Genomic DNA, 25,683 nt, shown 5'->3' on the forward strand with positions numbered 1-25,683 from the left:
GGAACCCCGTGAGCCAGCCGGACGCACCTGCCCTCGTCGACCGCTGGACCGGCCGACACGCGATAGCGCTCCAAGCAGCACTCCGCTACTCGCAGGACGAGATGGCAGGGAAGCTCGGCATCGCGAAGCGGACGATCGCGAGCTGGGCAAGCAAGCCGACGGTCGTTATCCGGCCGGAGCTGCAACGCGCCCTCGACACGGAGTACCAGCGAGCGCCGGAGGACGCCAAGCTTCGCTTCGCCCGGCAACTCAAGGTCGACGACGAGGCCGAGATCGCCGCGAGCGGCATCCCCACCATCACGCTGACCGTCGCCATCGCCGTCGTCCTGCACCAGGCCGACGTCCTTGTGGTGTGCCGCCGCGAGCCAGAGCGGGGCCTCGACTGGCAGTTCCCCGCAGGCATCGTCAAGCCCGCCGCGACCGCGAGCACCGTCGCGGTACGCGAAACCCTTGCAGAGACTGGCATTCACTGCGCCGTCCGCTCACCGCTGGGCGCCCGCATCCACCCGATCACGCGGGTCAACTGCCACTACTTCCGCTGCGACTACGTCGCCGGCACGGTCGAGAACCGCGACACCGTCGAGAACGTCGACGCGCTCTGGGCTCCCCGCCAGGACATCGGCCGCTTCATCCCGACTCAGCGGATCTACGAACCCGTCCTTCGCGCCATTGAGGAGCCGATATGACCGACTCTGCCCAAAAACGCCCTGCGATTGCCGCCGCCATCGTGGTTAAGGATGGTCGTATTCTCATGGTTCGGCGGAGCATCCGCGAAGGCGAACTTTCATGGCAGTTTCCGGCAGGCGAGATTGAACCGGGCGAAAGCGAATACGACGCAGCAGTCCGCGAAACCGCCGAAGAGACCGGCGTTAGGGTACGTGCAATCGGCAAGATCGGTGCACGCATCCACCCGTCGACCGGACGCGACATGATTTACGTTGCCTGTGAGGCGATCTCAGGCGACGCACATGTCGCAGACCCGGAGGAACTCGATGCAGTTGAATGGTGCGACCGCGCGAAGCTCGCCGAACATGTGCCATACCCTCTCTTTGATCCAGTTCAGGCACACGTGGACAACTTCGTGAAATGACCCAGCCAGCGTAGACAAACGATCAAGACCGCGAGGAAGCAGTGGCGAAAGATCAGGTTGAGAAACCGCCATGGGCGACGCTTGAGGCCGGTGTAACTGAGGAAGACCTACGAACCGCAATCACACAGTCCGGATTCCCGCTTCAAGCGGCCGTTGCCGACGTCATTGAATCCGCCATTAAGGCGGTCAGCGAACCAGATGCGGCGCCTGTAATTCAGGAAGAATGGGCATATCTAGATCGCGAGTCTGGCCAAATCCGAGCAATCGATATCTTCGCCGAAGTTCCTTTTTCCAGTCGGCCCTCCATTCCCGACGGTGAGCGACCACTCTTCCCGTGCCTCAATTTGCTCGTTGAATGCAAGCAAAGCTACTTGCCGTTCGTCTTCTTCCTTCGGGGGCGAGCACCCGGATTGTCCGGCACATTTCCCGAAATAGTCGGGCCGGAATCAAACGATATCGATCTGTATAGAATCGGATCCGATAGGAAATCGGTCATTGGACCGTTTACCATAAGTGTCCAGGACGCACTACGCGTGTGGTCAGAGGACTTCTTCGATCTACCCGCCCCTTATGCGGTATCGATTTCCAAGACTGCCCGCAGAGGCAGCAAGTTAGAACTGACAGGCGAGGAGGCGTATAAATCGATTACTCTCCCGCTCCTGAAGGCCGCGGACTATCTTCACACGGCATGCGCATACTCGGAAGATTCTCCCGCGGTGCGGTTCGGAATGATTGTTAGCCTAGCAGTAATCCGCGCCCCGATGATCGGTGTCCATAACGAGAACGGCGAAGAAACGATCGGCCAGCTTCCTTGGGTGCGAGCGTACCGATTGGAACCAGGCAAGGCTGGAAGCGGTCACGTGGCATCCAACGCCACAATTAGATTCTTTGATGTCGTGCACGAATCGTTCCTACCCGAATACTTAGAAAAGCTGCTCGCCGCTGCGTCCACCATCTCTCGTCGCGCCGAAACTATGCGTAACGTAATCATAGACGGACGATGCGTAAGCGCCGGAGACCAGACCTTTGAATTATTCGAGCCAATCCCACGGGACGCCAAGCTGCCGCCCGGTCGACAGGGAAGTGGTCCGAGACTGTTCCGTAGCGTCACCTCTGCCCAAATTATGTTCGCGCCGTCCGAGTGGGATTAGGAGACACCAAAGCAAGCGGATTCCGTTCCCTCGCCGCAGGACGCTGGGCGGTGCGCTCGCGATCGAAGCGTGTCGGAGGTCCATCTCAGATCGGTGAATACCGCTAGTCAGAGCCTGTCCGCCGATGCTTTGGCCCCAACCTATATGCATACCCCCTGCCTGCCGTCCCAGGGATGTGCTCGATTTCCCCAGCCCTGCCGAGTCGCTCAAAGATCTTCTGCATCTTGCTCTCGCTGTTTACGCCTGTAAGCTTACGCGCTAGCTCATTACGAATCGATTCATTACTTTTTAAGAATTCCACGACTTGCTGCGCTGGCGAAGCCAAACTCTCATGACGAATTGTGACCAACACGGAGTTTTCGCGCTCTTGGATGATCGGCTCACGAAGATTCAGTTTCCGCATGAACTCGAATGCGGTGTTAAGCCCTTCACCTACATCTCGATTTGGCGGATTGGGAAATCGATTTAGGTGGCGAACAACAAACGGATTCCTGCTAAGTCGCTCATCTAGAATGTTGTTCGGAGTGATATGACCGGGGAGTCGTCCAGGGCTTTCAACTTCAACACGATTTTCAAAGATCCGCACGTGAACGTCGTCCGTCACACTGTAATCGCGATGCAGCACAGCGTTCGTGATAATCTCGTGCAATGTTTCGCCAGGATACTCAACTCGTCGCAACCCCTCCGCATCTAGGAAGGCTGCGTCAGCAATGATTTCGACAGTCCTAGCAACAGCTTCGAAGATTTGTGAATACAGGTTGCCTTCAATGGTGATGGGCAACCCGACCAATCGGTCGCGTGACTGCTCCTCACTGCCGTAGCGGTATATCTTAATCCCACATCTCTTAGGAAGCACCGCCTGTGGTTCATCAGCAAAGAGGAGGGCCGATGCTACCGTGGGACGGCCGCCGATTAGAAGCTGCTGTTTCCGCAAATAGACTTCGGGTTCGGCCGTTGGAACCACTTCAAGGAGGTAACCGATAATGGCTTCGGAGTTCGTTACCAGAATCTCGTCAACCGACAGGGTTTCCGACTCGAACGATTCCAAGCCCTTCTGCCGGCGTAAGGCCAGAAGTGCCGCTTCGCTGTCGACGCGCTGATTGGACGCATTGAGACGCTTGTAGACCTTTCCATCCGTCGCCTTACGAACGTATCGAGATTTTCTGGCGTTAATGTGAAGCACTAAGCCGGACTCTGTCTGACATTCAAGAAACTCGACATCGAGGTCTTCGCCAAATGGAGAAACCTGCTCGAAGGATTGAATATGACTGTTTGCTTCTTCCGGATCATTGAATCCGCTCCAGACCGCCTGACCTCCAGCAGACGACTGCGAAATTCCAACGTATAGATCACCACCATCGGAATTACAAAAGGCTGCCAACGCACGAGACAGCTTCGACGGGTCGATACGCTTGTCTTTGTAATCCAGGAAGAAGCTCTCTTGCCGTGAAGTCAATTTGGCGGCTTGCTCGGCCGTTATCTGGACGATCTCGAACACTCCATACTCCAAGCAGTAACAGCACGACAGTGCGTCCGCGACAGACCCCTTGTGTCTAGCTCAGTGTAGTGGAGCGGTCACGACCGCACCTGCCTCCGGTCGACGGGCTTCCCACCGAGCCGAGCTGCTGAGGTTGCGCCGCCCGTCCAGATGTCAACGAACTGTCCGACGCTCAAGAAGCAAGCCCCTCCTCCAATTACGACAAATTGCTAGAAATTGCATATACCATACGTTGCTATAAGAAGTGTGTCGGGCTGTTACGTCTGCGCGCCGCAACCTCTCGGTGTGAACTTGCTCAGCGATTTCATACCGCCCTGGGAGATCGATTTGACACCCGCGATCGCTCGTTTTGTGTCCGGGCGCTCGGTTTCACTGATTAACCGTTCCATCTTGCGTGCCAAACCCTTGCCAAACTCGGTGGGAACGATCAAGCCACACGAGCATTCAACCGGGTCATCGGCTTGCTGGTCTCGACATGAGCCGCGCTCTCCGGAGGCGGGAGCGCAGGTTCGAATCCTGCCGGGGGCACACAGAACATCTCACCCGTCCAGCGACGGCTCTGCAAGCGCCACCTCAGCTTACGATTTGGTGGCACATGGTTGCTGCAATCGCATGATGACGCCGCGAGGCGTCGCCCGCGATAGACGAGAGGTCCGGCAAGCCGCGAGCAGTCAGTCCGTCTCGCTGGCCTTCACCGACGCACTCCGCGAGGCCGATATCACCGGCTCGACCGGATCGATCGGTGACGCCCTGGACAACGCCGCCGACTACCTGGTTTTGAGGTACTCGAAGAGTACAAGCGCTCCGGCCGGTGACCCCGGTACCTGGTCGATACCTTCGCCGTCTGGCGGCTCCTCCGGGGGACAGATCGGCCGACCACGGCCGCGACTGGTCTCCCAGGGTGCCGTCGCCCTCTGTCCACCAGTCGCGGCCGAACTCATGATCGGGGTCCGGGCGGCCCGCTAAATCGAGTTCACGGCGGTGCTGCGCCGAACGTTCGCTTGTTACCGGCGCTGGACGACCCGTAGCGCCACGTGGCCGCGGTCGACGGCGCGGGACGTGCTCAAGATCGGCCAACGTCGCGGGCCGTCACCGATGGATCTCATCATCGCTTAGCCGCCGAGGCCCACGGGATGACGCTCGCCCATGTCAAGGCCGACTTCGACGCTGTCGCGAGAGTCCGCCCCGGCATCAACATGGTCCGTATTGATCAGACTTCCGCCCCTTGATCCGACGGCCACCTTGTGGGTGAACGGTATGGCGACCGCCGAGGGCGTTCCGGCGCGGTTTAGGGTGCCCCGATATCGCCAGCGGAGGGAGACGCGCGTTGGGGTCTCAACCGGGCGTCCTTCAGGCGACCTTCTGGCCCGGCGGACGGGTTCCGTCTGACGGGCATTTGGCACTGTGGGGTGTCGACGACGTGGCCGAGGCAGCAGCGACGGTGATGCTCCCGGCTGGCGAGCCCGCGCAGTTGCCGACCGTTCTCCCTGCCAGCATGCGGGCCAGGCGCAAGGTCGTACCGGCCGATGTACCCGCGCGGGTCGTGCCGATGGGTACGGCGGTGCGCGCACTCGCGGCGCTTCCGCTGGACTGGCCAGCGTGGCTACGACCAGGTGACTCGGTGCTGGCCTGGAGCGTAGCGGCCAAGCTGGCATTGGAGTTCGTGGCGGGCGGGCGTCTCGTACCGACGCTGCGCCCCGGCGGTCCAGGCAGCGCCATCGCTCAATGGCGGATCGCCAGTCTCGAAGACAGTCGGTTCACCGCGCTTACAGCGGCTCTTCCGCCTGCCGCCCACGCTCTCCGCCGGGACGAAGACGACTCGACCGTCTGGTCCGCCCACGATCTGATGGTGGCCTTCTTCGACGCGGTCGCCGACACCTGCGCCCGGAATCCAACATCCGGACGGGGCAGCGCGAAGCCCCGCCGCTCCGACTGGCGGCAGGAGTGGGTGGCCGCGTTGACCGGCGCCGATCCGGTCGTCAGCGCCCCGGCCGACGCACGCATCGACGAACTCGGGCGGTGGGCGGCGCCGCTCGTCGATGCCGGTGGTGGGGGCGAGGCGCGGCTGTGCGTGCGGCTGGCGGTCCCGCTACCACAAACGACGTGCAGCCCATGTGGCCGATGGAATACCACCTGACGGCCGCCGACGATCCCAGCCTCATGGTGCCGGCCCAGCAGGTGTGGGACGGCCAGACCGTGCTCCGGCGCTCCTCGGAGGATCCACAGGAGGCCCTGGTCCGCGGGCTCGCCGAGGCCGCGCGACTGTTCCCTCCCCTGGATGCGAGCTTGTCGGAGCGGCAGCCCGTCGGCTTGGAGCTGACTTCTGAACAGGCCGCCGAGTTCCTCACGCACGGCGCGTCCGCACTCAGCGCTGCCGGTCTGGGCGTGGTGCTGCCGGCCGAACTGACCGCGGCCGGAGCGCGGCGACTGCGGGCCCGGCTGAGGGTGGGACAGCCGATCTCCGATCCGGGTAGCGGGATCGTCGAGGGTGGCCTGTCGGGTGATGGGCTGCGGCAGTTCCGGTGGGAGGCGGCGATCGGTGACGACGCGCTGTCGGCCGAGGAGTTCGCCGAGATCGTCGCTGTGAAGCAGCCGTTGGTGCTGTGGAAAGGGCAGTGGATCCGGCTCGACGCCGAAGATCTGCCGAAGCTGGTCGACCTGGTCGGCCGGTCGGGCGAGTTCACCGGCGTCGAGGCCCTGTCGGTCGCCCTCGCCGGCCGGTACGACACCGCGGATATCGGGTCTGTCGACGTGGTGGCCGACGGGCCGTTGCGGGATCTCGTCGACCGGCTGCGCGGTGCGGGTCAGGTCACCGAGCCCTATCTGAAGGACATCGACGCTACCCTGCGCGATTACCAGCACCGCGGCGTGGCCTGGTTGCAGTCGATGGCCGCGCTCGGATTCGGGTCTGTCCTCGCCGACGACATGGGACTGGGCAAGACCCTGCAGACCATCGCGCTGTTGGCTGGCCGCGACGGCGATCGGCCGCACCTGGTCGTGTGTCCGACCTCGGTCGTCGGCAACTGGGAACGCGAGCTGGCCCGGTTCGCGCCGTACCTGCCGGTCATCCGTCACCATGGCCCGGACCGGCCGACGACCGTCGAGGAGTTCAAGCCCGGCGCTGTCACGGTCACCAGCTATGGGTTGCTCCGACGTGACGCCGCGCTGCTCACCACGGTCGACTGGGACGTCGTCGCGCTCGACGAGGCGCAACAGATCAAGAACCAGGCCGCCCAGGCGGCCCGGGTCGCCCGGCAACTCCCGGCCCGCGCCCGGGTCGCGTTGACCGGTACACCGGTGGAGAACAGGCTCTCCGAACTCTGGTCCATCATGGACTTCGCCAACTCCGGCCTGCTCGGACCGTTCGCCCGCTTCCGCGAGCGGTACGCCGTCCCCGTCGAGCGGTGGCGCGACCCCGATGCCACCGCCCGGCTGCGTCGCACGGTGGCGCCGTTCATGCTGCGACGCATCAAGAGCGACCCGGCCGTCGCGGCCGACCTGCCGCCGAAGATCGAGTCTGTCGTGGCCTGCAGCCTGACCAAGGAGCAGGCGACGCTGTACCAGGCCGCCGTCACGGCGCTGCTCGACGAGCAGAACCTCGGCCAGGGCATCACCCGGCAGGGACGGGTCCTCAAGCTGCTCACCGCGCTCAAGCAGATCTGCAACCACCCCGCCCAGTACCTCGGCCAGACCGGACCGGTACCCGGCCGCTCGGGCAAGCTGGCCCGGGCCACCGAGATGCTGGCCGAGATCGTCGACTCAGGTGACCGGGCGGTCGTGTTCACCCAGTACCGCGAGATGGGCGACCTGCTGGCCAAACACCTGAGCACGACGCTGCGGCTGCCGAAGGTCCCGTTCCTGCACGGCGGCGTCACCCGCGCCGCCCGCGACGCGATGGTCGCGGCGTTCCAGACCGACGACACCGCACCGCCGCTGCTCCTGATCAGCCTGAAGGCCGGCGGAACCGGGCTCAACCTGACCCGCGCCACGCACGTTCTGCACTACGACCGCTGGTGGAATCCCGCCGTCGAGGACCAAGCGACCGACCGGGCCCACCGGATCGGGCAGACCCGCACCGTCAACGTCCACAAACTCGTCACCGCCGGCACCCTCGAAGAACGCATCTCCGCTCTGCTGGAACAGAAACGCTCACTCGCCGACGCCGTCGTCGGTGCCGGTGAGACGTGGCTCGCCAACCTCGACGACGCCGACCTGCGGGCACTCGTCACCCTCTCGACCGACAACGTGGACGACTGATGGCAACCACGCGGTTCGGGCTGACCTGGTGGGGGCAGCGGTGGATCGCGGCCCTGGAGACCCTCGGCCGCGCCTACGCCAACCGGCTTCCGCGCGGACGCACGTACGCCCGCAACGGGTCGGTCACGGACCTGACCGTGGCGCCCGGCGTCGTGACCGCACGGGTGCACGGCAGCAGACGCACGCCCTATCGGGTCAGCCTGCGTATCCCGGTCTTCACCGATCCGCAGTGGACCGCCGCCACCCACGCTCTCGCCCGCCAACTACGGCACGCGGCCGCGCTGCTCGACGGCCGCATGCCCGAAGACATCGACGAGACCCTTGACGCCGTGGGACTGTCGCTGTTCCCCGCCGCGAGGGAACTGATCACCACCTGCTCGTGTCCCGACGAGGCGAACCCATGCAAACACGTCGCCGCCGTGCATTACACGCTCGCCCACACTTTCGACGCCGACCCGTTCCTGCTCCCGGCCCTGCGTGGACGCGACCGCACCGCGTTGCTCGCCGCGTTACGCGCCGCACGGACCGGCACCACCACGTCCGGCGAGCCCAACGACAACGACCACGGTGTTCCGATTTCGGCGCTGTCAGCGGCCGCGCTGTTCAACGCCGCCGGTGACCTGACCGCGATCAGCCTGCGACCGGACGACACCACCGACCCGCAGACCACACTTCGCCGGCTCGGACCACCACCGGGGTTCGACTCACCCGATCTGCTCGCTGAAGCGGTCGAGACTGCCGCCCACCGCGCCCGGGCGCTGATGCACGACGATGCCGACGACCCGGTCCTCAACGCGTTGCGTCACCTCGGCCCCGCAACGACGGCCGAGCTCGCCGCGGCCCTCGGTCAGCCGGCCGATGATGTCCGGACGGCGTTGCGCACTCTTGGCGCCGCCGGTCTGGTGTCGCGAACCGGCCATGCCAGAACCACGAAGTACCACGCCTGATCGGTTGAAGCCCTGAGCCCGAAGAGTCGAGGACGGCCTACCGGCCGAGGCCGTCAGAATGCACGCGGCAGGGGCTGGTCCGCCCGATCCGCCTGTCAGACCGGGTGATCAGGCACAGCCCGGAGATCGCCGATACCACCGACCTGATCGACGCCGAGCACATTCTCTGCATGGAGGTCGTCGTCACGTGTCCGGTTCATGTGAGCGGGGCACAACTCGAGTGCCACGTCGATTGCGACGCATTTTTCAGGACCGGTCCATATTGACCTGGAGCGATACGCTGCAGGACTCTCGGTTCCTGTGCGGAAGGATTCGCCATGACGTGGGTCGGAGCAAACAAAGATTTCCTCAGCCTCTTGATCGCCATGCTTGCGATTGTAATATCGTTCTCAACCGTCCTGATCGGCCTGCTGAATCTGCGAACAAACAGTTTTATCGCGATTCAGAACGTGATGCTCAGCAATGAAATGCAGCGCGGAAGGCTCCTGGTATACAAAGCGATCGCGACTGGTGAAGCGCCGCTGCCTGACTCCGATGAAGAGTACCTGATGGTGAGGTCTCTTGCGGTCTTCGACCAACTTGGAATGCTTTCCCGCCGATGGATCGTGCCACTGAGGTGGGTGCTCCTCTTCTGGCATGCCCGCCTCCAGCTGCTCAAGCATGGCTTCGGAGTGGCAGCGGATCCGACCCGTCCCTACATCCTGGGCGGCCGGCCAAATCTTCAATACCTGGTCGAACACGCAGAACGTTTTCGATGCGATCAATCCTGCTGCACAAACGGGCAGAAGGAGCGCCGGCTGATGGAACCGCCGAGCAGCGCAGCATGAGACAGGCGTAATCCGATAGACCCAGGTCTACGTGCGCGTGTCAGATCCGAGCGGAACGCGCATTTTTGAAAAGATACCGACCGGATCCCCCGTGCCAGGCGCGTCAACTGCAGCAGTCCATGCAGGATCAGGTGCCCCGTGATCGGCTGCAGATGTGCACACCGATCATGGCTCTCTGGCTGGAGCACAGCGAGATCGCCCGCTCCAAAAATGAACAATCGCGTGCCGGCCACCAGATCAGGCGTAGAAGCGGAGGGCGGCAGCAACTCGGGAGATTCTCCGCGGCCCCTGCTCGTGCGTTCCGCAATGACGGCTGTACCGCCCGCCGACAGTCGCCCCGCGGGCTGGGACGAAGATCGTTGTAGTCTCGCACCCGTGGCGGACGAACCTGGTTTCCTCTGTGGGCACTGTGGACAGCGCCACCCCGGTCTGCCCTACTCCTACGGCAGTGACGCTCCCGTCCACTGGAGCCCTGACCTCGCCTCCGACCCGACCAGCCAGCTCACCGACGAACAGTGCGTGGTCAAGCGGCAGCACTTCTTCGTCCGTGGGCGCATTGTCATTCCGGTGGTGGACTCGGATCGGGAGTTCGACTGGGGTGTATGGGTTTCGGTGAGCCGGCCCACCATCAAGAGGATGAACGAGGTCTGGATGACGCCCGGGCGCGAGAGCGAGCCTCCGTACTTCGGATGGCTCTCGACCGCCCTTCCGGTGTACGAGCCTTCCACGGTGAACCTCAAGACCCACGTGCATACGCAGCCGGTCGGGCAGCGGCCGCTCGTCGAGCTTGAACCTACCGGGCATCCGCTCGCGGTGGAGCAGCGGAACGGCATCACGGTGGCTCGGGTGCAGGAGATCGCCGAGCGGTTGCTGCACGTCCAGCGGTAGTCACGGCACCATCGATGCTCCCGGTCCGTTTCCAGGCGACAGGAACTCGGTGACCGGGAGGCGGCCGTCCGGTTGGCGGGGGCCCACCGCCGTCGTGGGGTCGGTGGAACGGAACGTCGACGGCGCCACGCCAGGGGCCGCCGTCAGCGAGCTGTCTTCCGCGGAGGCGTTCGCCTCCAGGAGGGCCGGGCCCGCCGGAACAGCGAAGCCCGTGCCGCCGTTGCGGAACGACGTGTTGTTGCGGAGCACCAGCGCTCCGCGGTTCGTGCCGTCGGCGGAGCCGTCGAACGCGTCGAAGCCGTTGCCGGCGTTGTCCCACGCGGCGTTGTTCCGCAGGACGTGCGCGGCCGCCGGAGCCGGATCGCCGCCGCCCAGGAGGAAGCCGTCGGCGTTGGGGCGCCATTCCCTCGCGTTCCAGCGGTTGGCGCCGTTGCCGTAGGACCAGTTGTGTTCGAGGGTGACCGCGTCGGCGAAGTGGCCCACATCGAAGCCTGAGTCGGCGTTGTGGAACGCGCGACAGCCTCGGATCACGTTTCCCGTGCCGTCTCCGAACTTGATACCCAGGCCTATGCCGGCCGTTCCCGGCTCGTCGGGGTCGTAGTTGTCGTAGAAGTCGGAGTCGAGGACCTGGTTGTCGGTCGTGCCGGGGTCGCGCAAAGTCAGGCCGGAGCGGTCGTTGCCGTGCATGGACAGGCGTTGGAACACGTTGCCGCGGCAGGATATGCACACGTAGGCGTGGCTCTTCGAGTTCATCACCTCCAGGCCCCGCACGGTCCAGTAGCTGCCCCGATGGGTCACCGCCCACTTGTCGGCCGGGATGCCGGCCGCGTCGATGACCGGGCGTTCGTCGCGGTAATTGGTGAGCGTGATGCGGCTTCCGGGTTCGCCGCTGACGGTGATGACCACCGCCCTCGTCGGGCGGTAGACGCCTCAGCGCATCGCGATGGTCTGGCCCGCACGCACCACCGAAGCCGCCTTCCCCAGTGTCGCGAATGGACGGTCGAGGGTGCCTTCGTTGTCGTCGGAGCCGTCCGGGGCAACGTACAGGTCGGCGGCGGTCGCCCCGCCGGGCACGGGCGAACCCGGTAGGGGCAGCGCCGCCGAGGACGCCCATGCCCCCGCCGGTGGAGCCGCGTCGGCCGTCCACGGCGTGACGTGGACCGCGTACGTGAACCCGCCTCCGGCGGCGACGAGAACAGCCGTCGCCAGGACGGCCGCCTTGAAGTTCAGCGCAGAGACCGGCGTCGTGACGACGATGCCCGGGTCGAGGTTGGCCAGCGAGTCCGGCACCGGCATGGAACCCAGGCCCGGTAGCAGTTTCTCCGGCGACACGAGACCGCGGCCCAACCGCCCACAGTCCGGACAGCTACGCGTGTGGCGGATGAACCGCTTGCGCCACAACGGGTCCACCGTCCCGGTCCAACCGACGCTCAGCGCGTCACATCGCGGTTGCGCACGGAGCGCGCGCACGACGACGCGCGCCGCCTCCAGCCGCGTGCGCATCCGCTGGATGCGCACGGCGGCGTGCGGCGCGGTGAGACCGAGGGCGGCGGCGAGTTCGGACCGCGTGAGCTCGCCGGCCGCCTCCTGCCACCACAGGGCGAGCAGGTGGCGGTCGGCGTCGTCGAGCCAGCGCGCCGCTTCGGCCAGTTCGCGGCGCTGTCCGGTGAGGACGAGCTCGGTGACGGTGCGTTCGGAGAAGTCGGCGCCGGGGTCGGGGGGATCGACCGGCGTCTGTTGGACGCGCAGCCGCGTCGTCGTGCGATGCCGTGCGTAGCGCTGGATCTGGCGGTACGCGATCGCGACCGCCCACGAGCGGAACCGGGTCGGGTCGCGGAGGGCGGGCAGGCCGCGCACGATCCGGACCATCGTCTCCTGCACCAGGTCGTCGACGTCGGCGTGGCCGCCCAACGCGCGGCCGACGACGTCGTAGAGCAGGGGCAGATGGCCGCCGAGGAGATCGTCGAGCGCGCCCCGGTCGCCGGCCTGGGCGGCCCGCACGAGGGTGGCGGTGTCGGTCTGGCCGCGGGTCACAAAAGATCTTTCCGGGTTTGTGTTATGCGGGGACGGGGTGCGGGGTCTACCGGGTGCGCGGCGTCGATTCGGGTGGAGCGGAGAATCGGCGGGTTCGTGCTGCTCAAAAGCGGTTTGCAATTCCTGTGAATCGTTTCATGGAAACAAATCGAAGCGCTTGACATTCATTTATGGGCGTCACTACTTTAGCCGCAATCACCGTCCTTCTTCCGAGAGGTACCCACCGTGACCGTCAGCACCATCCACCCCGCCGGGCGGGGCGGCCGCCGCCGGAGGGTGACCGCGCTCGCGGGCGCGGCCCTCGTCGCGACGACCGCCCTGGCGGTGGCCGACGCACCCGCCGCGTCGGCCGCGACCCCCGACACCAACGCCACGTACGTGTTCGTCAACCGCCACAGCGGAAAGGCGATGGACCTGTGGGAGTGGTCGACCGCCGACAACGCACCCGTGAACCAGTTCGCCCGTAACGACCTCGCCGTGCAGCAGTGGCGGTTCGTGTCGGTCGGCAGCGGCTACTACCAGGTCCGCTCCGTCCACAGTGGAAAGGTCCTTCAGGTTCCCGACGCCAACAACGGGAGCTTCCTGGTCCAGGCCACGTCGTCGAGCTCGAACACCCGCCAGCACTTCCGCCTCGCGGACTCCGACAGCGGCTACGTCCGCTTCATCAACCGCCACTCCAACAAGGCACTGGACGTGTGGGAGTGGTCGACCGCCGACGGCGGCCGCATCGCCCAGTACGACGACCTCGACGGCTGGAACCAGCAGTGGCAGCTCGCCACCGTCGGCGGCACCACGCCGCCGCCCACCGGCGCCTGGCCGACCCCGACCGGACAGACCGCGGTGAACGGCACCGTCGCCGTCTCCGGCACCTACGACGGCGGCATGCGCCGCTTCTGCTGCATCGGCGACGGCGGCCAGGAGGAGGACCAGGACCCGATGTTCCGGCTCGTCAACGGCGCGACGCTGCAGAACGTCATCATCGGCGCCCCCGCCGGCGACGGCGTGCACTGCGAAGGCTCGTGCACGTTGCGGAACGTCTGGTGGGAGGACGTGGGCGAGGACGCCGCCACCTTCCGCGGCAGCGGCTCGCCGACCTTCCTGGTCGACGGCGGCGGGGCCCGCAGCGCCAGCGACAAGGTGTTCCAGCACAACGGCGCTGGGACGCTGACCATCCAGAACTTCCAGGCGAGCAACTTCGGCACCTTCTACCGCTCGTGCGGGAACTGCTCCACCCAGTACCGCCGCAACGTGGTGATCCGCAACGTGACGCTGACCCGACCGGGCAACACCGTCGCCGGCATCAACACCAACTACGGCGACACGGCCCGCTTCACCGGGGTCACGATCGTCAACGACTCCAGCCGGGCGATGGTGATCTGCCGCAAGTACACCGGCAACAGCAGCGGCAACGAACCGACCCAGGTCGGCACCGGAGCCGACGGCACCAACTGTTTCTACTCCGCGTCCGACCTGACCTACCGCTGAGACGCCGGCGGCCGTCGTGGTGGGCACACGACGGCCGCCGGTCCGCTATCGAGGAGCACTGTCATGTACCGAGTACTGCTGGTGGCCGCGCTGGTCGGCGGCTCGCTCGCCGTGGCGTCACCCGCCAGCGCCACGACGACGCTGGTCGTGGCGACCAACGGCAACGACGCGAACGCAGGAACCGTCGCCTCGCCGCTGGCCAGCCTGGCCCGCGCCGTCGAGCTGGCCACCCCGGGCACCACGATCGCCCTGCGCGGCGGCACGTACCCCTTCACCACCAACGTGCGGATCATGAAGGACGGCACGTCGTCGTCGCCGTACACGATCACCAACTACAACGGCGAGAAGGTCGTGCTGGACGGGGAGAACCTGCCGCACACCCCGGCCCCGGTCGGCGGCAGCATCCCCAACCTGGAGCGCGGCGTCCTGCACATCGAGGCCGACTACTGGCGGGTGCGCGACGTCGAGATCGCCAACGGTCCCTACGCGATCTTCTGCCGCGACTGCAACAACAACATCTTCGAACGGCTGATCACCCGCGACAACTACGAGTCCGGCCCGCAGATCCAGAGCGCCTCGTCGAACAACCAGGTGATCAACCTGGACAGCTACGGCAACCGCGACCCCCGCAAGAACGGCGAGAGCGCCGACGGCCTGGCCATCAAGGAGGGCTCGGGATCCGGGAACGTGGTACGCGGCGCCCGCCTGTGGAACAACTCCGACGACGGCTTCGACGCGTGGCTGTTCACGTCGCCGATCCTGATCGAGAACTCCGCGGCCTGGGGCAACGGGGTGAACCGGTGGAACCTGCCGTCCTATGTGGGCGACGGCAACGGGTTCAAGATGGGCGGAGGGGACCCGGACCCGCCGGCCAACCACACGATCCGGAACAGCTTCTCGTTCCAGAACGCGGTGGGCGGGATCATCGACAACGGCAACCCGGGGACGATCACGGTCGACAGGTGCTCGGCCTGGCGCAACGGGGACAGCGGGTACAAGTTCGGGAGCTCGACGTCGCGGCTTACGGGGAACCTTGCCCTGACCAACGGCGCCGGGGTGTCCCTCGGTAGTGGGGTCTCCGCGAGTGGGAACTCGTGGAACATCAAGTCGTCGTGGACGGCTTCGGATGTGGCGAGTACGGATCCTTCGGCGTTGACGGGGGCCCGGAACCCGGACGGGAGTATCCGGTCGTCCAGCTTCCTGCGTCCCAACAGCTATCCGAACCTTGGCGCGCGAATCTGAAGGCCGTACCGGGAGGCGCACCGGCGGGCTCTCGATCTCTAGCGGGTGAATCAACCGGCTTAGCGGAATCGTTATGTTCCGGCTCCGCGCCGCCAGCGGCCGAATCTTCGCAGCCTACGGCGCTTCAAGATTCGCGAAACGGGGCGGGACACCTCACGCAGGAGGCAGGATGATGGAATATTGTGCCGCGTGCACGTGAATCCACACGCGGCGCATTCACGTGCAGAGGGAGCGTGAGCCACGCATGGACGGCCCCGAGGTCGAGACGACCCTGGTTGACCTGAGCAGCGCCTCCCTGGACGAGGTACACCGCGACTTCGCCTCTCTGCAGGGAGCGGTCGACCTGCTTCTCAGCCAGATCGAACGTCCGCGCTACAACATCGGAAACACCGGCCCTCCCGGCCGTGCCGACTGAGCCCCCCGACCGGGTGAAACCAGCGGCGTGCCGCCGATCGTCATGCCCACGCAGGTCCGCTACCCTCAGGCGTGGATTCTGCCCGCCCAGGGGAACTCACCCACCATCAGCTGCCTGTCGCGTTCCTGGAAACGCTCGCGTGCGGGTCGGGTTCGCCGGAGATCACCCGATTTCTCTTCTCTGAGACGGAACGCAGCCGCCGGCTGCTCCTGATCGTCACTCTGTTCAAACACTGTGAGGCGCCCGGCGCGCTCGGCCCCCTGCCTTCCGCCCGCACCGCCTGGTCGGTCTTCAGCCGAGCCAGGGAGACCGACCAAGCGGCGGTCGACGATCTCCTGATGCACCCACAGGTCGGCAACGCGGCTGCGTACGCCCTTCGCCGGCAACGCGGCGGCGTCGACAGTGACTTCCCGATCTGGACCGACCTCGGCCTGATCCATGTCCTCGCCCTGATCGCGGCGGCGCGGGTCGGGCTGAACTGGTCGACCAACCTGCCCACGCGCTACGGCACCGTCATGCTGCCGACGCTCGGGCTGGCCAAGTTCTCCCCCGCTGTCGCGGCATCCACCGTGAACGCCCGTACCGACGCCGGCTCCATCTATTTGTCCGCCGACGACACGCAGGTGGTGGTTGGCCCCGATCCCGACGACGACACCGACCACTGGTGGCATCTGCGGCACATCGTCGCCGGTTCGAAGTTGCCGTTGACCGTCTGGCTCGACGACCTGGACCCGTTCCGCGACCTGGCCGACCCGGTGCCGCCGTCGCGGCTGGACGACCGCTCCGTCGAGCGTTGGCAGGATCTGCTCGACGACGCCTGGACGCTGCTGTGTACGCATCACGCCGAGTCCGCCGCCGCTCTGGCCGAGGGTGTCATCTCTCTGGTGCCCCTGCCCGGCCGGCCCGGTCAAGAGACTCGTAGCGCGTCCAACGGAGAAGCGTTCGGCAGCGTGATGGTGTCGCAACCGCCGGATGCGGTCACGCTCGCGGTCGCGTTGGTACACGAGTTCCAGCACATCAAGCTGGGCGCGTTGATGCATCTGGTGCCACTGGCGGAGGACGACGGGTGCTACTACTACGCGCCGTGGCGCGACGACCCGCGTCCCCTGGGCGGTTTCCTCCAGGGCATCTACGCGTTCTTCGGAATCGCGGAGTTCTGGCGCCGGCACCGACTGGTCGTCCACGGCTCCGACGCCGTCCTGGCGAGCTACGAGTACCTGTACGCGCGAGGTCAGACGATCGAGGCGCTGCGGTCCGTCAGAGACGCACTGGCGCTCACCGACGAGGGCCGCGAGCTCGTGGTCCGGCTCGCCTCGGTCGTCGAGACTTGGCGGTCGGATCGGGTCGAACCGGAAGTCGAACGGCTGGCCCGGCTGACGGCCGGCTGTCACCGCACGGCCTGGCGGCTACGGCACCGGCAGGTGCCGGCCGTCGACGCCACCGCGTTGGCGGAGGCCTTTTCCGAACGTCGGTTGCCCGGGTTCCCGCCGCTACCGGCGGTCGGGCCCCACCCGACGCAGCGGTGGCCACAACGCATACCCGATCTGGCCCGCCGACGCATCCTCGGCGTCGGCACGCCCGCATCCCCGGAACCGCTCGCGACCGCCGACCTCGCCCTCGTGCACGGCGATGTCGATACCGCGCTGAGCATCTACCTGAACCGGCTGGCCCGTTCGCAACACGGCTCGGACGAGGAGATCCAGGCCTGGGTGGGTCTCGCGCTCGCGCTGTCCGAGAGCGGCGGCGGCGAGGCGGCGAAGGCACTGACGTCCCGACCCGATCTCGTCCGCGCCGTCCATGCCGCGTCGGGGAAGTCGGCCGACCCCGTCGAGGTGGCTGCCTGGCTGGCGCAGGTCATCAAGGACGACTGACGGTCAGAAGGGCATCGGGTCGACATCACAGTTGGCCCGGACCCGAGCGTTGGCGGCAACGATCGCCGGATGGCCAGAACCGAGCACACGGACGTATCCGGCCACCGCCTCGTCGAACAGGCGCTCGCCCTCCTCGCCCCGGCCGAGAGCCATGAGGTCGAAGGCGACGTTGATCGCGCACGCGAGGGTGGACGGATGGTCGGGACCGGTGACCTGACGCCACCGGCGCACCGTGTTCACGTCGAGCTCGTACGCTCGACTGTGTTCACCGAGGGCCGCCAGATCACTGCCGAGGTTGATCTCGCACGTCAACGTCATGACATGGTTCCGGCCCAGTGTCCGCTCAAGCCCGGTTAGGGCTTCTATGTTGTGCAGATACGCGTCCTCCGGGTTGCCGAGCAGACGGAGAACGATGCTGAGATTGGTTCGCGCGTACCAGGTGTAGGGGTGGTCGGGCCCGAGGCGCATCCGGTAGCGCTCCGCGGTCTGCATCGCGAGTGTCCGCGCCCTAGGCAGGTCGTCGCTTTCGCGGACGTCCACCGCGAAGTCGAGTTGTGCGGCGATCGTGTCCGGATGGTCGGCCCCGAACCGGTCCTGAAGCCGGTTCATGGTGTCCTCCGCCAGCTTGTACGCGCCTTCATGGTCTCCGGCGCGGCGCCGGGCCACCGCAAGGTTGCGCGCCACCCGCACCGTGTCGGGGTGGGCCACGCCGAACAGGGTCACGTGCTGCGTGTAGCTCCGCTCCGCCAACCGGTGCGACTTGAGGTACTCGCCGCACTCACGTTCGTCGATCGTCAATCCGTTGAGGGTACGGAGGGTCTCGGGATGGTCGTCGCCGAGTACCGGAACCCGCCGTCGGTAGGTGTCCCCGTCCAACTGCCGCGCGGTGCGGAACTCACCGGTCAACCGGAGGCTCACCCCCAGGAGGTGAGCGGCTCTGAGCGTGTCGGGGTCGTCCTGACCGTAGAGCCGACGGGACCGCTCGAAGGTCTCCAGGTCGAGATCGCGAGCGTCGTTGAAACGTCCGGCCACCCGCAGCGTCGAGGCGACCATGCCCATGGCGTCGATGGTCTCCCCGTCGTCGGGGCCCACCGCGCGCCGGTAGCGGTCGAGTGTGTCGCGGTGGATCGCGGACGCGGCATCGTTGTCGCCCTCGAGGAACCAGAAATAGCCCAGCCACTTCGCCGCCCGGAGCGTCTGCGGATGGTCGGCGGTGAGCCGTTCCCGCCAGTCGTCGACCACCAGTTGCGCGAGGTCGCGGCCGCTGGCGTAGTCGCCCCAGGAGAAGTAGAACGCGACGAGGTTGAGTACGAGCTCCCGGGCCCAGTCGTCCTCGCACGTGTAAGCATTCGACGCCGTCAGGTGGGACGCCAACGCCTGGTAACGCAGCCAGTGCGTCGGATCGCTGGGTTCGCCGGGCTTTCCACCGCTCGCGAGCAACACATGCGCGCCATGCTCCATCCCGGTGCGTTGGCTCTCCGGCATCCGGGCCTTGAGCTCCGCCTGCACCAACCGGTGCAGTTGCAGGGAGTTGGTCCGGTGGTCGATCCGGGCAAGCACGTACTTCTGGATGTCGCGGATCGCCTGCGCGAGCTGGCTCGAGCTCTGCAGCGCCCGGTCGAGTTCCGGTGCGATGGGGGTGGACCGCGGCCCGGCGAAGAGCTCCCGGCTGATCGGTTCCGGTGCGAAGAACGAGCAGACCTGCAGCAACTGCAACGCGGCGGGATTCTCGACCGCCAGCCGATCCAGCGCCACGTGTGCCGCCGCCGCTACCGGCATTTCGTACCGTGGAGCCGGGTGCATGTGGGCGAGTTCAACCTGCTTCTGTTCGAGGAGCGCGAGATACTCCCGGGCCGACATGCCCGTCGTCGCCAGCCATGCCGAGGCGTGCTCGATGGCCAGCGGAAGGTCCTCCAGCTCGGACGCGAGCTGATCGGCGTCCTCGTCGTCCAACCCTGGGTTACGACGCTGGAGAAGCCGGACGCTCTCGGGCCGGCTGAACACGTCGACCTCCAGCGTCTCCGCGATCCGGCTCCACTCCTGATTCCGTGAGGTCACCAACACCCGACCGGTGCCCGCCTCCGGAAGGTACTCCCGCACGGTGTCAAGGGTCTCCGCGTTGTCGAACACCAGCAGCCAGTTCGAGTAGGGTGTGCCGGCCCGCAGTGCCGCCCGCACCCGGGGAACCGCGGTGATCACCTCGTTTCCGACGTCCAGCCCGAGTCGGTTGCCCAGTTCGATGATCGACGCGAGGATCTGCGCCGGGCGTTCGGACGGGATCCACCAGATCACCTCGTAGTCGGCACGATGCCGGTAGGCGTACTCGATGGCGATCTGCGACTTCCCCACCCCGCCCTCGCCGTGGAGCGCCTGTGGCAGAACCGCGGCCACACTCTCGGTCTGCAGCCGGCGCTCCAGCTGTTCGAGCAGTTCCCGTCGACCCGTGAACACCGGGTTGCGGGTCGGAATGCTGCCCCATACGGCCGGACCGGTCTCGTCGCTCTGACCGTCGAGGAGAGCCTGGACGGACAGGATCGGGTCGTCTCCCCCCAACAGCGGCTCGGTCGGACCGCCGGCGCCGACCGGGAACAACGGTTCGCCAACGGCATAGGCATCGTCATTCGGTCGGTCGGGCATGACCTCACCACTCTCGGTCGCGTCGGCGGGGGGTACGCCGGATTCAGGTTCGTCGGTCGGCCCGCTTGTGGCGGTGCCGACGGGTCGGGAAGGGGCGCCTGGCTCGTCGCGTTCGAGGGCGGCTATCGCTTCGCCCAGGCGGTGGGCGCGGCGGGCGTACGGCCCGCTCAAGGCGTTCAGGACCGCCAGTTCGATGCGGGCCAGCGGTAAGGTCTCGCGGGTCACCAGCGGGTCGCTGTCTGGTACCTCGACCGCTGTGGTCAGTGCCAGCGTCGCGGGGCGGCGGAGGTTATGGTGGGCGGCGACGGCCCGCAGCACGCGTGCAGAGTCGTGGCGGGTGCTCCCGGCGAGGAGGGCCTCGCGCACGCCGGCGGCGAAGTCGAGGGCGCCGTCGACCCGTACCACCAGGTCGCTGGTGACCACCTCGGCCAGGTGCAGCGGCGCCGACTCGGGCAGCAGCGACCGCTGGATCCGGCGCAGCAACGGCAGGTCCAGCGGCGCCGCGGCCAGGTAGGTGGCCAGCCGGAACGCCGTCGACGAGGCGCTGGAACGGAAGCGCAGCACCAGCTCGGTCGCGTCGGTGGGTGGGTCGTCGGGCGTCGCGGCGCCGGAGCCGACCACGTGGACCAGCCCGTCGACCCATCCGGTCGGCTCGGTCACCAGGCGGGCCCACCACGAGATCCAACGCGGGTTCAGTTCGAGCACCGGCACCGCCAGGCCGTCGGACCGCAGCGGCTCGTCGAGGGTCGAGCTCGCCAACTGGACCTCGAGAGCGCTGGTCGGCGCGACCGCGCGCGGCGGGCGCAGCCTGGCCCGCCGCGGCGCCAGGGCCGTGCGGTGCCAGTGCTTCTGCGGGAACGGGTTGACGAACGCGAGCGGACCGCTGCGACCCCACAGCCGCAGCATCGCCTGCGTCCGCTCATCCCTCCACAGTGGATTGAGACCGTCGGTCAGCACGAGGAACACCTGCCGGCCCGTGGAGTCCAGGGGTTCGGCCGGGCTGCGCGCGGACGAGCCGCCGGGTCCGTGCGGCCGGAGGCCGGGCGTCAGGACGAACGTGCGCACGCCGCGGAACGAGCCGTGCCGTTCCAGCTGTGACCGCAGCGCGGCGACCGTCGGCCGCCAGACGGCCATCGACGGGCTGCCGTCGACCACGAGCACGAGTGAGAGCCAGCGCGCCTCCACGAACCGGTACTGCGGCAACCATCGACCCGTGTCGGCGGCGTACTCGGCGGTGCGTTCCTCGTCGGGCTCGGTCTCGGTGACCGAGACGACCCGGCGCTTGAACGGGCGCAGCGCCTGGCCCAGCCGGTACGTTCCGGGCAGGGCGGCGACCGGACCCGACACCGGGTCGAGGTCGACCAGCGCCTCGATGCGCTCGGCGGTCTCCCGCCACTCCACCGGTGGAGGGGGCCGGGCCGCGCCTGCGGCCGACGAGGGGGTGGCGGCCGGAGGGCGGGCGTCGACCGCCGGCGCCGGGTCCGCCGCAACGTCCACAGTGGATGGATCGTCCACCGGAGACCGCGTAACCGCGGCCAGCCACAGCGCGTCGGCCACCTCCCGCCAGTGCGGCATCCCGGGACCCGACGCCACCGCTCACCGCTCCAGCGACAGCGAGTGCCAGATGGCGGTGACAAGGTTCTGCCACGCCTGCCGGTCCTCCGCGTACGCACCCGACGCGGTGAGGAACGTCGCGTTGAGCAGCTGGTCGCGGGCCAGCGAGTCGCCGGCCGGCCGGTTCAGGAAGTCGCCGATGAGCTCGCGCTGGGCGTCGGCCAGCATCGGCAGCTGAGCGTGGATCATCGCGGCGAGGTCGTCGGCGGTCGGCGGGGCCAGCTCGAGTCGCAGGCACCGGCGCAGGAACGCCGGCGGGAACTCGCGCTCGCCGTTGCTGGTGATCACCACGATCGGGAACGCGCGGCAGAGGACGCGGCCGTCGCGGATCTCGGCCTGGCGGTCGGGATCGTCGGTGAACACCGACACCCGCGGCTCGAACCGCCGGATCCGCACCAGCTCCGGAACCGTGAACTCGCCGTTCTCGAAGATGTGCAACAGGTCGTTGGGCAGGTCGACGTCGCTCTTGTCGAGCTCGTCGACCAGGAGGACGCGCGGCCGCTCGTAGCTCAGCAGCGCCGTTCCCAGCGGGCCCAGCCGGATGAAGTCACCGACGCTGGGTTCGGCATCGCCGGCGCCGCGCCCGATCGCGTACTGCGCCCGGCCGACCGCGTCGTACTCGTACAGACCCGACCGCAGCGTCGTGCGGCTGGTGACCGGCCACTGCAGCACCCGGCCGAGGCGAAGCTCCCGGGCCACCCGGTAGGCGATGGCCGACTTGCCCACACCCGGGTTCCCGGTGACGAGCAGCGGCCGCCGCAACAGGATCGAGGCGTTGACGAGGTCGCACTCGCGGACGTCGGCCCGGCGCCGGACCCGCGCGTCGACCCGGCCCAGCTTCCGGCCCACCTCGCCGACGTCGTCGGGTGGCGCCGGTTGCACCGGACCACCGTCGAAGTCGCGCCACGGCGGCGATGGCGGCAGGTCGACCGGATCGGTCGGTACGCCGTCTCCCTTGTAGAGCCACCATGAGGGAATCGTCACGCGCGCGGCCCTCCATCGTGGACGGTTCTGGTCGGGTCGTCCCACAGCAGTGCGAGATGACGCCCGGTGTGGGCGGCCTCCGACGCGACCGCAGCCTCCCTGCGCAGCGCCCGCACCCGGTTCGGCAGGTCGGCCGGGTCGCCCTGCAGCAGGCCGGCGATCACGTCGGCCGGCACGGGCTCGGCCGGTGCCCGGCGGTCCCACAGGATCACCGGGATGCCGGCGTTCAGCGCGGCCCGCAGCTCGGCCCGGCCGGCGTCGTCGCGCGGGGACCCGCTGAGCACCACCGTGGTCAGCTCGGGGTCGTCACGCAGGCGCGTGTTCCAGTCGTGCAGGTCGTGGTCGCCGGCGACGCGTCCCCAGTACGGGCGGTGCCGGGGCGGATGGCGCCACAGCGCCTTCCACCGGTTCGCCCACACCCGGTGCCGGTAGCCCGCGCGCATCCGGTCGAGGCTGCGGACCACCACCGGGTAGTCCACACACAACGGTGTCGGCGCCGGCTCCTCCAGCTCGGTGTGCCACCACTCGACCGCCTCGTCGATCAGATCAGTCGGCAGCAGCATCTCCACGAGCACCGGTTCGCTGCTGTGCCGCCACGCCGTCTCCGCGTGCCGGATCGCCGCCTGCAGCGCCTGTTCGACCCGCCGGAACGGGGTCTCCCGCGGTTCACCGGGCTCCGGCTGCCAGCTGGTGGCGGCCCGCTGGATCCAGTACCGCACCTCGCAGCGCTCCGGGTCGATGCCGTCGCGCTCGACCTGGATCACCACGCACGGCTGCACCGCCGGACCGTCGCCCCGCTCGCGACGCTGCCGCACGGCGACCCGGTGCCCGGCCATCACCTCGGTGAGGTGGTGCCGCTCGGCGACGCCGTCGACCCACTCCCGCAGCTTCGCCCCGGCACGGGGTCCGACCCGTTCGGCGATCTCCTCGGCCAGCGCCAGCGCGGGCGGCACCCGGTCGGCGCCGGCGTTGACGCCGGCGAGATGGGTGAAGAGCTCCAGCGCCGTCGTGGGCGGCCGGTCCGGGACCGGCGTGAGCCGGCCGATCGCGGCCCGCCAGACCGCCGTGAGGTCGAGGTCACCGACGTCGGCGAGCAGCGTCCGCAGCACGTCGAGCTCCGGCTCGGGCAGCAGCGCGAGCACCCCGGTGCCACCGCTGCGCAGCACCGGGAACGGCCGGCACTCGGCCAGCACGGCGCGCAGGAACCCGGCCGCGGCCAGCGACGAGTACGGGTACCAGCGCTCGTCGCGGGGCTCGGCGCAGTAGTCGACGATGCCCCGCACCATGAACCAGCCGATGCCCCGGCTCGCGGCGCTGGCGATCACGCCGGCCGCCTCCATCTCGAAGGCCAGCACCCGGTGCCGCTCGGCGAGCTCGTCGCGCCGGTGCTCGTCGAGCAGCAGCGCGTCGCCGGTACCGATCCGGCCGTAGTGCACCCGGGGAACGCCGGCGACGTGACCCGACTCGTCGGCCGGCGGGTGGTCCACCGGCACGCCACCGCGCAGCAGGCGGTCGGCCGACGCGGGCGGCCGGGCGAACACCGCCATCGGCTGGTCGTGTGCCGCGGTCAGCAGCCGCTGCCACTCCAGCGGCGCCCGGAACGCCTTCTCCTGGATGCGCCGCACGGCCCGCACCAGGTCGGCCGACGGCTCGGCGGCCGGCCGCCGCGGCTCGGGCGTCCCCGGCACCTGCCGCACGTGCCCGTAGTCGACGATGCCGTCGACCGCGACCACGACGTCACCCAGCCGCACGTGCCGGGACGGCCGGTCGGGCGCCGGCACGCCGCCGGCGACCCCGGTCAGTGCCACGCACCGGATGCGCGGGAACGTGCGCAGCATGTCGGTGCACACCGTGGCCGCGTTGCGGGTGTTGTCGTTCGGCATCACCGTGAGAACCACGCGGTGCGGGCGGCCCGGAACGGCGCTGTCGAGCCTGCCGACGCGGTAGTCGTTGGGATCCCCGTCGTAGCTAATCTCCGCGGTATCGGCGATCAGATTCGCCATTGCGGCGCTTTCCACCGGCAGGGCAGCGACAATTCCAATGGTCACGTCGTCACGAAAATCATTCGGAAAAGGCGTCGTCATGCCGGGCGCCAAGTCGCCATTCCCCCAACAGAACCCATTGAAGTATTCCCCCACACGGAAATGACAGTATGGCAAATGACACCGCCTCCGTACAGGGCCGTCCAAACGGGCCACATTGACGCATGGCACTGAATTTCGCCGATCAGCGGATTCAAATGTCCGGTGCCGCAAATGGCGCAGACGTCATCGCGAATGCCCCGGGGCCGACCCGTACGGGATCGCCCCTATTGCCCCGATCGGGCACCATCGACAGTATGATCCGGCTGGTTCTGAACGTGCTGTGGCTCATCTTCGGCGGCGGACTCGTGCTCGCGATCGGGTACGGCATCGCCGCCCTCATCTGTTTCGTCCTCGTGGTCACGATCCCGTTCGGCGTCGCGTCGCTGCGACTCGCCGTCTACTCGTTGTGGCCGTTCGGGCGCACGCTCGTCACCAAGCCGTCGGCCGGCGTCGCGTCGGGTGCGGCGAACATCATCTGGGTCGTCGTCGCGGGCTGGTGGCTGGCGCTCGGGCACATCATCGCGGGCGTCGGGCTGTGCCTGAGCATCATCGGCATCCCGTTCGGAATCGCCAACTTCAAACTGGTTCCGGCCGCTTTCTGGCCTCTCGGGCGGGAAGTCGTCGACCAGCCCTGACGGGCCACCGCCATTCACGTGTCG

General features: G+C 67.5%; 18 protein-coding genes, 1 tRNA gene and 1 pseudogene. 14 read left to right on the forward strand and 6 right to left on the reverse strand.

Going from position 1 to position 25,683, the window contains the following annotated elements; genetic code table 11:
* Nucleotides 1-8: 8 nt before the first annotated feature.
* Genes Voc01_RS24545 through Voc01_RS24555 form a run of 3 tightly spaced genes read left to right on the forward strand, consistent with a single transcriptional unit; the run spans nucleotide 9 to nucleotide 2,241 of the window.
* Nucleotides 9-686: an NUDIX hydrolase gene (locus tag Voc01_RS24545; protein ID WP_203929889.1), complete on the forward strand. Its 678-nt coding sequence runs from the start codon at nucleotides 9-11 to the stop codon at nucleotides 684-686.
* The gene (locus Voc01_RS24550) at nucleotides 683-1,090 is read left to right on the forward strand and encodes an NUDIX hydrolase (protein ID WP_203929890.1); all 408 of its coding nucleotides are present in this window, start codon (nucleotides 683-685) and stop codon (nucleotides 1,088-1,090) included. The genes Voc01_RS24545 and Voc01_RS24550 overlap by 4 nt, the downstream gene beginning before the upstream one ends.
* 41 nt (nucleotides 1,091-1,131) lie before the next feature.
* Nucleotides 1,132-2,241 carry a hypothetical protein gene (locus tag Voc01_RS24555; protein WP_203929891.1) on the forward strand — a complete coding sequence of 370 codons (1,110 nt, stop codon included), beginning with the start codon at nucleotides 1,132-1,134 and terminating at the stop codon, nucleotides 2,239-2,241.
* A gap of 103 nt (nucleotides 2,242-2,344) precedes the next feature.
* Here the strand turns inward: Voc01_RS24555 and Voc01_RS24560 are convergent, their stop codons facing one another.
* The gene (locus tag Voc01_RS24560; protein WP_203929892.1) at nucleotides 2,345-3,739 is read right to left on the reverse strand and encodes an RNA/DNA-binding domain-containing protein; all 1,395 of its coding nucleotides are present in this window, start codon (nucleotides 3,737-3,739) and stop codon (nucleotides 2,345-2,347) included.
* 458 nt (nucleotides 3,740-4,197) lie between these two features.
* Here Voc01_RS24560 and Voc01_RS24565 point away from each other — a divergent pair.
* The 6 genes from Voc01_RS24565 to Voc01_RS24590 all read left to right on the forward strand — a co-directional run bounded on the left by Voc01_RS24565 (nucleotide 4,198) and on the right by Voc01_RS24590 (nucleotide 10,658).
* Nucleotides 4,198-4,264: transfer RNA gene (locus Voc01_RS24565), tRNA-Arg, on the forward strand.
* A gap of 1,096 nt (nucleotides 4,265-5,360) precedes the next feature.
* Entirely contained in the window at nucleotides 5,361-5,876 is a 516-nt protein-coding gene (locus Voc01_RS24570) for a hypothetical protein (protein WP_203929893.1), read from the forward strand.
* The gene (locus Voc01_RS24575) at nucleotides 5,861-7,996 is read left to right on the forward strand and encodes a DEAD/DEAH box helicase (protein ID WP_203929894.1); all 2,136 of its coding nucleotides are present in this window, start codon (nucleotides 5,861-5,863) and stop codon (nucleotides 7,994-7,996) included. Before Voc01_RS24570 ends, Voc01_RS24575 begins: the two co-directional genes overlap by 16 nt.
* Nucleotides 7,996-8,943 carry an SWIM zinc finger family protein gene (locus Voc01_RS24580; RefSeq protein ID WP_203929895.1) on the forward strand — a complete coding sequence of 316 codons (948 nt, stop codon included), beginning with the start codon at nucleotides 7,996-7,998 and terminating at the stop codon, nucleotides 8,941-8,943. The genes Voc01_RS24575 and Voc01_RS24580 overlap by 1 nt, the downstream gene beginning before the upstream one ends.
* A 317-nt stretch (nucleotides 8,944-9,260) precedes the next feature.
* On the forward strand, nucleotides 9,261-9,770 hold the full coding sequence (locus Voc01_RS24585) for a hypothetical protein (RefSeq protein WP_203929896.1): 510 nt from the start codon (nucleotides 9,261-9,263) through the stop codon (nucleotides 9,768-9,770).
* Between the two features lie 375 nt (nucleotides 9,771-10,145).
* On the forward strand, nucleotides 10,146-10,658 hold the full coding sequence (locus tag Voc01_RS24590) for a DUF2199 domain-containing protein (RefSeq protein WP_239160456.1): 513 nt from the start codon (nucleotides 10,146-10,148) through the stop codon (nucleotides 10,656-10,658).
* Here Voc01_RS24590 and Voc01_RS53260 read toward each other — a convergent pair.
* Nucleotides 10,659-11,576: pseudogene (locus tag Voc01_RS53260) on the reverse strand (right-handed parallel beta-helix repeat-containing protein); the annotation flags it as partial.
* Between the two features lie 12 nt (nucleotides 11,577-11,588).
* Nucleotides 11,589-12,692 carry an RNA polymerase sigma factor gene (locus Voc01_RS53265; protein WP_239160458.1) on the reverse strand — a complete coding sequence of 368 codons (1,104 nt, stop codon included), beginning with the start codon at nucleotides 12,690-12,692 and terminating at the stop codon, nucleotides 11,589-11,591.
* A gap of 225 nt (nucleotides 12,693-12,917) precedes the next feature.
* On the opposite strand from Voc01_RS53265, the gene Voc01_RS24600 reads away from it, so the two are divergent.
* The 4 genes from Voc01_RS24600 to Voc01_RS24615 all read left to right on the forward strand — a co-directional run bounded on the left by Voc01_RS24600 (nucleotide 12,918) and on the right by Voc01_RS24615 (nucleotide 17,705).
* Nucleotides 12,918-14,177: a pectate lyase gene (locus Voc01_RS24600; protein WP_373873866.1), complete on the forward strand. Its 1,260-nt coding sequence runs from the start codon at nucleotides 12,918-12,920 to the stop codon at nucleotides 14,175-14,177.
* Nucleotides 14,178-14,240: 63 nt separating this feature from the next.
* On the forward strand, nucleotides 14,241-15,419 hold the full coding sequence (locus Voc01_RS24605; protein WP_203929897.1) for a right-handed parallel beta-helix repeat-containing protein: 1,179 nt from the start codon (nucleotides 14,241-14,243) through the stop codon (nucleotides 15,417-15,419).
* Nucleotides 15,420-15,663: 244 nt separating this feature from the next.
* On the forward strand, nucleotides 15,664-15,834 hold the full coding sequence (locus Voc01_RS24610) for a hypothetical protein (protein ID WP_203929898.1): 171 nt from the start codon (nucleotides 15,664-15,666) through the stop codon (nucleotides 15,832-15,834).
* Nucleotides 15,835-16,172: 338 nt separating this feature from the next.
* Entirely contained in the window at nucleotides 16,173-17,705 is a 1,533-nt protein-coding gene (locus tag Voc01_RS24615; RefSeq protein WP_239160459.1) for an HEXXH motif domain-containing protein, read from the forward strand.
* Between the two features lie 3 nt (nucleotides 17,706-17,708).
* Here the strand turns inward: Voc01_RS24615 and fxsT are convergent, their stop codons facing one another.
* Genes fxsT through Voc01_RS24630 form a run of 3 tightly spaced genes read right to left on the reverse strand, consistent with a single transcriptional unit; the run spans nucleotide 17,709 to nucleotide 25,024 of the window.
* Complete coding sequence (gene fxsT / locus Voc01_RS24620; protein WP_203929900.1) at nucleotides 17,709-21,917, reverse strand: FxSxx-COOH system tetratricopeptide repeat protein; 4,209 nt, start codon at nucleotides 21,915-21,917, stop codon at nucleotides 17,709-17,711.
* Nucleotides 21,918-21,938: 21 nt separating this feature from the next.
* Nucleotides 21,939-22,940, reverse strand: a complete 1,002-nt coding sequence (locus Voc01_RS24625; protein WP_203929901.1) for an AAA family ATPase — start codon at nucleotides 22,938-22,940, stop codon at nucleotides 21,939-21,941.
* A complete protein-coding gene (locus Voc01_RS24630) occupies nucleotides 22,937-25,024 on the reverse strand; it encodes a VMAP-C domain-containing protein (RefSeq protein ID WP_275423751.1) in 2,088 nt (695 codons plus the stop codon). The genes Voc01_RS24625 and Voc01_RS24630 overlap by 4 nt, the downstream gene beginning before the upstream one ends.
* A 254-nt stretch (nucleotides 25,025-25,278) precedes the next feature.
* Here Voc01_RS24630 and Voc01_RS24635 point away from each other — a divergent pair, with 254 nt between their 5' ends.
* A complete protein-coding gene (locus Voc01_RS24635) occupies nucleotides 25,279-25,659 on the forward strand; it encodes a YccF domain-containing protein (protein WP_203929903.1) in 381 nt (126 codons plus the stop codon).
* Nucleotides 25,660-25,683 lie beyond the last annotated feature (24 nt).

Source organism: Virgisporangium ochraceum (assembly GCF_016863655.1).
GTDB lineage: Bacteria > Actinomycetota > Actinomycetes > Mycobacteriales > Micromonosporaceae > Virgisporangium > Virgisporangium ochraceum.